General features: G+C 64.0%; 4 protein-coding genes. All 4 read left to right on the top strand.

Going from position 1 to position 3,401, the window contains the following annotated elements:
• A partial coding sequence (locus EN738_RS32585; protein ID WP_127287153.1) for a PfkB family carbohydrate kinase occupies positions 1-848 on the top strand: 848 nt, incomplete at its 5' end.
• 39 nt (positions 849-887) lie between these two features.
• Entirely contained in the window at positions 888-1,949 is a 1,062-nt protein-coding gene (locus EN738_RS32580; protein WP_127287152.1) for an ABC transporter substrate-binding protein, read from the top strand.
• A gap of 29 nt (positions 1,950-1,978) precedes the next feature.
• On the top strand, positions 1,979-2,848 hold the full coding sequence (locus EN738_RS32575; protein WP_127287151.1) for an ABC transporter permease: 870 nt from the start codon (positions 1,979-1,981) through the stop codon (positions 2,846-2,848).
• Positions 2,848-3,401 (top strand): ABC transporter permease (locus EN738_RS32570; protein ID WP_145967006.1); only part of this gene is annotated, 554 nt, incomplete at its 3' end. The genes EN738_RS32575 and EN738_RS32570, both read left to right, overlap by 1 nt.

Raw genomic sequence — 3,401 nt, 5'->3', positions numbered from 1 at the left:
ACATGATGGTGGCGGCGAGCCGCACCGGCATGAGGGTGGTGTTCGGCGGTCAGCTCGGCACCGGGCCCGACGGCGATTTCCTGCGCGCGGCTTTTGCCGCCGAAGGCATCGCGACGTTGACGCCGCCATCGCCGTTGATGGACAGCGGCAATTGCGTCGCCATGATCAGCGGCGATGCCGAACGGACCTTCGTCTCCTGGCCGGGGGCTGAGAGCAGGCTCACGCTCGACATGATGAAGCCGGTCCAAATCCTTTCGGGCGATTGGGTTTTCACCTCTGGCTACACGCTGAGCTATCCGGGAAGCCGAGATACGCTCACCGACTGGATCGAGGCGCTGCCTGCGGAAGTCCCCTTCGTCTTCGATCCGACGCCGGTGATAGCCGAGGTTCCGCGCCCGATCCTGGACCGGGTTTTGGCGCGCACGACCTGGCTGAGTTGCAACACCATCGAGGCGGCCGAGATCGCCGGTTCGGGCGATGCCCAGACCGTCGCCATCCGGCTGCTCGCCGACCATTGCCAGAGAGCGGCGGGCGTCGTCATCCGCGCCGGCGCGCAGGGCTGCCTCGTACGGCTTGCCGATGGCCGGACGCAGGCGGTGCCGGGCTTTGACGTGGAAGCCATCGATACCAACGGCGCCGGCGATGCCCATATCGGCGCCTTCGTCAGCGGCCTGTCGCGCGGAATGCCGCCTTACGAAGCAGCGCGCTACGCCAACGCGGCGGCTGCGCTTTCCGTCACCCGTCATGGCGGATCGTCGGCGCCGACCGACGCCGAAATCCAGGAATTCCTTGCCCGGCGCGTTCAAGCGGCGAGCGCGCAGGACCGGGAACAAGAGGCCACAACTTAACAAGCCCGCAAACCGGGCAAACAATGAGAGGAAAGAAACATGCGCATGCCCCGACTGACCGCTTTTCTGACGGCGACAGCCGTCTTCGCTTCAGCATTCACGCTTGCCGCCAATGCCGGCGAAGTGCATGTGCTCAACTGGAAGGGTTACGGCGCCGACGAGCCATGGGCGATCGCAGCCTTCGAGAAGGCGACCGGCAACAAGGTGGTCAACGACTTCTTCAACTCCGAACAGGAGATGCTGACCAAGCTCAGGACCAATCCCGGCCTTTACGACGTCGTCATGATCAATGCCGCCTTCAACGATCAGGCAATGGCCGGCAAGCTGATCCAGCCGATCGACGTGTCGAAGCTTGCCAACTACGCCGACATCAGCAAGGACAAGGCCGGCTCACCGATGCTCAACCATGACGGCAAGGTCTATGGCGTGCCGTGGGTCTGGGGGCTGACCGCCTTAGCGATCAACGAGAAGTCGTTCCCCAAGCCACCGACGAGCATCGCCGAAATGTGGGATCCGGCGCATAAGGGCCGCGTCATCATCCGCGACGATGCCGTCGAGGCGGTGCAGTTCGGCGCCATTGCCAGTGGCCAGAATATCAACGACATCAAGGATATGGAAGCGGTCAAGGCGAAGCTCACCTCGCTGATGCCGCAGATCAAGACGTTCTGGAGCTCGGAGAACGACTGGAACCAGATGGTCGCCTCCAACCAGATCGACATCGGCACCTACTGGAGCGGCTCCGCCGACCGCGCCAAGACGCATTTCAAGCTGCCAGTTTCGCTGGTCATCCCGCAGGAAGGCGCCGTCGCCTGGCTCGATGCCTTCTCGATCCCGGCCGGCTCCAAGAATGTCGAGGGCGCCGAAGCCTTCATCAACTACATGATCGACCCGAAATTCTATGTCGAATGGGTCACCAAGGTCGGCGCGCCGGTGTCGGCAAACACCAAGGCGGTCGAGGCGCTGCCCGAGGATGCCTTCAACCGCATGGTCATGGGCGATCCGGAGGTCGCCAAGCGCATCCAGTTCCAGGCGCCGGTCACCGACGAGCAGCGCGAGAAGTACCTGGCACTCTGGCAGGAGCTGAAGGTCAACGTGAAGTAGTCGGCGTCTTTCGGGGAGGAGAGGCATCCATGGCTGACCAGCATGCGATCGGTTCGCGGCGCGGGCTGAAGCCGGCCCTGCCGCTTCTCCTTCCGGCCTATCTGTGGCTGACGGTGGCGATCTTCCTGCCGCTGTCGGCCATGGTCTTCTTCTCGTTCATGACTGACCTGCCGCTGGCCGGGAAGGAATGGGCGTTCACACTCGACAATTACGCGGCCTTCTTCTCGCAGAGCCTCTATCTGACGCTTCTGCTTGCCTCGCTGCGGCTCGGCCTCGAGGTCACCCTTTGGTGCGTGGTGATCGGCTATCCGGCGGCCTATGTGCTGGCCAAGGTGCTGAAGGGACGCAGCCGCGAGGCGATCTTCCTGCTCGTCATCCTGCCGTTCTGGTCGAACGGGCTGGTGCGCATCTTCTCCTGGGCGATGGTGCTGCGCGAGGGCGGCATCCTCGACACGGCGCTCAACGCCGTGCTGCCGTTCAAGATCAATATCGATCTGATGTATTCCTATCCGGCCGTCATCATCGGCCTGGTGCACTCCTATGTGCCCTACATGGTGCTGACCTGCTACCTGACGCTGCAGGCAATCGACGATTCGCTGATCGAGGCCGGCCGCTCGCTCGGCGCCTCGCGGCGGCAGGTTCTTTGGCGCGTGATCATCCCGCTGTCGATGCCTGGCCTGATCGCCGGGGCAGCGCTGATCTTCGTGCCGGTCGTCGGCTCCTTCATGGAGCCGCGCATCCTCGGCGGCCGCACCGGCACCTTCTACGGCACCGTCATCGAGGACCAGTTCGTCGCGGTCTTCAACTGGCCGCTGGGCGCGGCGCTGTCCTTCATCCTGCTCGCCGTCGTGCTGGTGATCCTGGCGGTGGCGTCGCCGATGCTGAAGAGGGCCGCCTGATGGCGACGACGCGCATCCTCGAATGGCTTGGGCGCTGCTACATCGTGCTGCTGCTCGCCTTCCTCTATCTGCCGATCATCATCATGGCGCTGATGTCGTTCAACGCCTCGCCCTTCTACCAATTGCCGCTCGAGTGGACGACGGACTGGTATGCCTCGCTCTGGCAGAACGACCAGCTGATTGCGGCGACCTGGAACAGCATCGAGATCGCGGTGATCACCACCGTCATCGCGACCGTGCTCGGCTCGGCCGCCTCGCTGGCGCTCTACCGCTACGACTTCCCGGGCAAGAAAGTCCTGCAGGCGCTGCTCTTCCCGCCGATCGCCATTCCGTGGCTGATCACCGGCACAGCGATGCTGATCTTCTTCTTCGGCATTGGCATCGGCCGCGGGCTGGTGGCGATCCTGCTCGGCCATGTCGCGCTGGCGCTGCCTTACGTCATCGTGGTCGTGTCGGCCCGGCTGCAGACCTTCGCGCCCGAGCTGGAGGCGGCGGCGCGCTCGCTCGGCGCCAATCAGTGGCAAGTGACGAACCGCGTCACCTTGCCGTGGAT

Origin of the sequence: Mesorhizobium sp. M4B.F.Ca.ET.017.02.2.1, assembly GCF_003998955.1 — a bacterium.
Classification (GTDB): domain Bacteria; phylum Pseudomonadota; class Alphaproteobacteria; order Rhizobiales; family Rhizobiaceae; genus Mesorhizobium; species Mesorhizobium abyssinicae.
This window is presented reverse-complemented; position numbering and strand designations above follow the sequence as displayed.

Excerpts from the sequence above, each read along its gene's own strand:
- EN738_RS32580 (WP_127287152.1), top strand. The coding sequence starts at position 888 with ATGCGCATGCCCCGACTGACCGCTTTTCTGACGGCGACAGCCGTCTTC.
- EN738_RS32575 (WP_127287151.1), top strand. The coding sequence starts at position 1,979 with ATGGCTGACCAGCATGCGATCGGTTCGCGGCGCGGGCTGAAGCCGGCC.